General features: G+C 56.2%; 2 protein-coding genes and 2 tRNA genes. 1 reads left to right on the forward strand and 3 read right to left on the reverse strand.

What is annotated here, in order from left to right; genetic code table 11:
* The 3 genes from KTN04_RS16430 to KTN04_RS16440 all read right to left on the reverse strand — a co-directional run bounded on the left by KTN04_RS16430 (position 1) and on the right by KTN04_RS16440 (position 3,135).
* Positions 1-76, reverse strand: a tRNA-Glu gene (locus KTN04_RS16430).
* A 44-nt stretch (positions 77-120) separates the two neighbouring features.
* Positions 121-2,256 (reverse strand): putative bifunctional diguanylate cyclase/phosphodiesterase, encoded by a 2,136-nt coding sequence (locus tag KTN04_RS16435; protein WP_217336310.1) that lies wholly within the window; start codon positions 2,254-2,256, stop codon positions 121-123.
* A gap of 105 nt (positions 2,257-2,361) precedes the next feature.
* Positions 2,362-3,135, reverse strand: a complete 774-nt coding sequence (locus KTN04_RS16440; RefSeq protein ID WP_217336311.1) for a hypothetical protein — start codon at positions 3,133-3,135, stop codon at positions 2,362-2,364.
* A 127-nt stretch (positions 3,136-3,262) separates the two neighbouring features.
* Between KTN04_RS16440 and KTN04_RS16445 the strand changes: the two genes are divergently transcribed.
* Positions 3,263-3,338 (forward strand) — tRNA-Glu (locus tag KTN04_RS16445).
* Positions 3,339-3,354: the final 16 nt, after the last annotated feature.

Here is a 3,354-nt window from a genome sequence, read left to right on the forward strand (position 1 = left end):
TGGCATCCCGTAGGGGGTTCGAACCCCTGTTACCGCCGTGAAAGGGCGGTGTCCTAGACCACTAGACGAACGGGACACTGCATTTCGCTTTTCGCGCTCCTCATCGAGGAGGCGCATATATTACGTAGCACCCACGCTGGGGTCAACACCCTTATGGCATTTTTTTTCAGAAAAACAATTTTCCAATTCAATCAACCAGCTATCCGCAGGCTCTGGCTTGTGCAACAGAAAGCCTTGCAACAGATCACAGCCATGCGCCGCCAGAAAATCGGCCTGGGAATGTGTTTCCACCCCCTCTGCCACCACCCGCAATTTCAACTGGCGGGCAATCGACAGAATCGAACGTACGATGGCCCGGTTGTCATCATCCCCGGGCAGGTTGTCCACGAAACTCTTGTCGATCTTGAGTTCGCTCAGATGCATCTTTTTCAAATAAGCCAGGTTGGAATATCCCGTACCGAAATCATCCAGTGAGAACTTCAACCCGGCTTCCATCAACCGCCCCATGTTATCCAGCACATCCGAGTGGGTATCAATGAATAGGCTTTCCGTGATTTCCAGCACCAGGAGTTCAGCCGGCACCCCTGCCTCGGCCAGCAACTCCAACACACCGTTGATCAGCTCTTCATCACGGAAAAGATCCGTACTGAAATTGACTGACAGAGGAATGTGAATCCCCCGCTGCATCATCTGCCTGATGACAGCCAGGGCCTTGTCCAATACCAGTAAGGTCAGCGGCTTGATCAGACCGGAGCTCTCGGCAACCGGAATGAACGCACCCGGCGAGACAGGTACGCCATCGGGCCCAACCAACCAGCGTACCAACACCTCCCCCCCCGAGAGCCGGCCGCTGGGCGAGTACTGTGACTGTATGGCAATGCTCAACTCATCGCGCAGGATCGCGTTACGCAAGGCTTCCTCAAGACGGACACGCTGCTGAACCACCTCACCGATTCGGGGCTCGAAGAAGGCAAACGTACCCTTACCGGCCTGCTTGGCATGATGCATGGCAAGATCCGCGCTGAACTGGGCAGCGGTGAAGTCACGGCCATGCTCCGGCACCCATGCTACCCCGCTGCATGCCGATATGGACAGCATCTGCCGCTCAACCCGCATCGGCCTCACCAGGTCATTCTGAATCGATTGGATACGGGCTCGCAAGAGCGCCTGGCGGTTCTCAAAAGGCACACGCAGAAACAAACTGAATTCGTCACCGCCCAGATGCGCCGCACACTCGTGTGAGCCTTCCAGACAGGCTTCCAGCCGCCGAGCCACACGCTGTAACACGGCATCACCAAAACTGTGACTGTGGGCATCATTGATACGCTTGAAATCATCCAGATCCGTTAACACCAGCGCATAGTGATAGCCATTGTCTGGTGCCTCCAGTGCCGCTGACACATGGTTTTCCAACAGTCGTCGATTCGGAAGCGCTGTCACCGCATCATGGTATGCCAGAAACTCGAGCTGCTCTTGTGCTTCCTTTTCTGCGGTTACATCCTGCTCAACAGACAGAAAGTGCGTGATCTGTCCTTCTTCGTGACGCACCGGCGAAACAACCGCACGCTTGATGACGCGCCGGCCATCCTTATGGCGGTTCACGAACTCGCCACGCCAGGTGCGCCCGCTGTTCAGGCACGCCCAAAAGTCCTGTTTCTGCGCCGCCGACTTGGGAGCCCAGGCGCGAAAGCCCGGCGTGCGCCCCTTCACTTCCTCGGCGGTATAGCCGGAGTTGACCTCGAAGCCGCGATTAACATAGGTGATGCGACCTTGGCGGTCGGTAATGATGACACTGGAGAGGCTTTGATCGATGGTATGACGGAACAGCATCAGATCCTGCTCCGTTTGCTTGCGTACCGTGATATCGGTCTGTGTGCTGACAAAGTGCGTGACCTCGCCGCTACTGTCGACCAGGGGTGTAATGTAAATATCCACCCAGTATGCACGGCCGTCACACGTGTAATTGAGCAGCTCTTCCCGAACCGGCTCAAGCCTGTTCAATGCAGCCCCAATGCGTTTAACCGCTTGCCTGCAAGTATCCGGCCCCTGGAATAGGCGTGGATTGCGCCCGATCAGTTCCTCCCGCGTGTAGCCCGTCAGGTTAACAACCGCCTGATTGACATATACGATGTGCGGCTCACGACCCTTGCCAGCATCCGTGACCACCACCAGGTCACTCAAATGCTCCAGGCTGGCATGCATGAAGCGTAGCTGTTCCAGCGGGTCAGGCGATAATGCGTTCAGTTTCAGGGGCACAGGGTTTCCAATCTATCCATACAGGCGACTGGCACAGGCCGCCGCTCATTTGCCAATAATAGTGGCATTAATTGTAGTGCCAAAACGTTTCTGAATGAACAGAATTTAACGGTAGTCCGTGAACACACCGGGGGCAAAGCGGTCATCCTGCTCGGCTTCTTCTGCCCGCCGGCGGCGCTCCTCTTCTTCCCGCGCCGCCCGATCGGCATTGACCTGTTCCTGCAGGCGATCCAGGTGCACGCCCAGTTCATACAACTGACGATCCAACTGCTGGGTCTGATTCAACTGCTGCAGCTTGGCACAGGCTGTACGATAGCGAGGCAAGGCAGCCGCTGCTCCGCGCGCCGACTCGACCTCCATTGCATCCATCAATTCGACATCAATGCGGGTGCGTGTATAGGCTTCTTTGACCTGATAAACGACTTCTGCCGCCTGGATACTGCTGAGCAGCTTGCCGGCCTTGAGCTCTGACAGAAACTGAAACAATTCGCGCAACAGCGCGGCCGTGCGTTCGGCATGGTTACGGTCGGTATGCAGCGTCATTGAACCTTCGGGGTGTTCGACAACCGGTAAAGGCTGAGAGCCCAGCGCCTTGGCATCCTCAAGCTTTTGCCGGTTCTCCGGGCTATTGGCCAACTCCAGGATCAGCTTCCAGCGCTGCTGCAGGTAACGCACCAGCAGATCGCGAATCTCGCGGGTGATGTAATGATCCGGCAGACTGTGCAGGAGATGATCCGCGCGGCGCACCTGATCTTTCAGCAGCAGCAGACGCATGCGCCGCTCACGCCGCTGGTTCTCGATGCTTTGTACGGTGAAGGCTATGATGGCCATCAGCACAACCACCGCCACTATAACCAGGCCGGTCTCCGTTGGTGTCATCGCTGCCTCTCACCCCAATCAAACGCGAAGACATTGATTCTATAACAAAAGTGTTCAAAAAACGCTTGACCTGTCAAAACGATCTCATTATTATTTTCACCGCTGTCAGGCAATGACGCAGATATGTGTCCCGTTCGTCTAGTGGTCTAGGACACCGCCCTTTCACGGCGGTAACAGGGGTTCGAACCCCCTACGGGATGCCACCAAGCGGGAATAGCT

This window comes from Marinobacterium weihaiense (genome assembly GCF_019061305.1).
Lineage (GTDB): Bacteria > Pseudomonadota > Gammaproteobacteria > Pseudomonadales > Balneatricaceae > Marinobacterium > Marinobacterium weihaiense.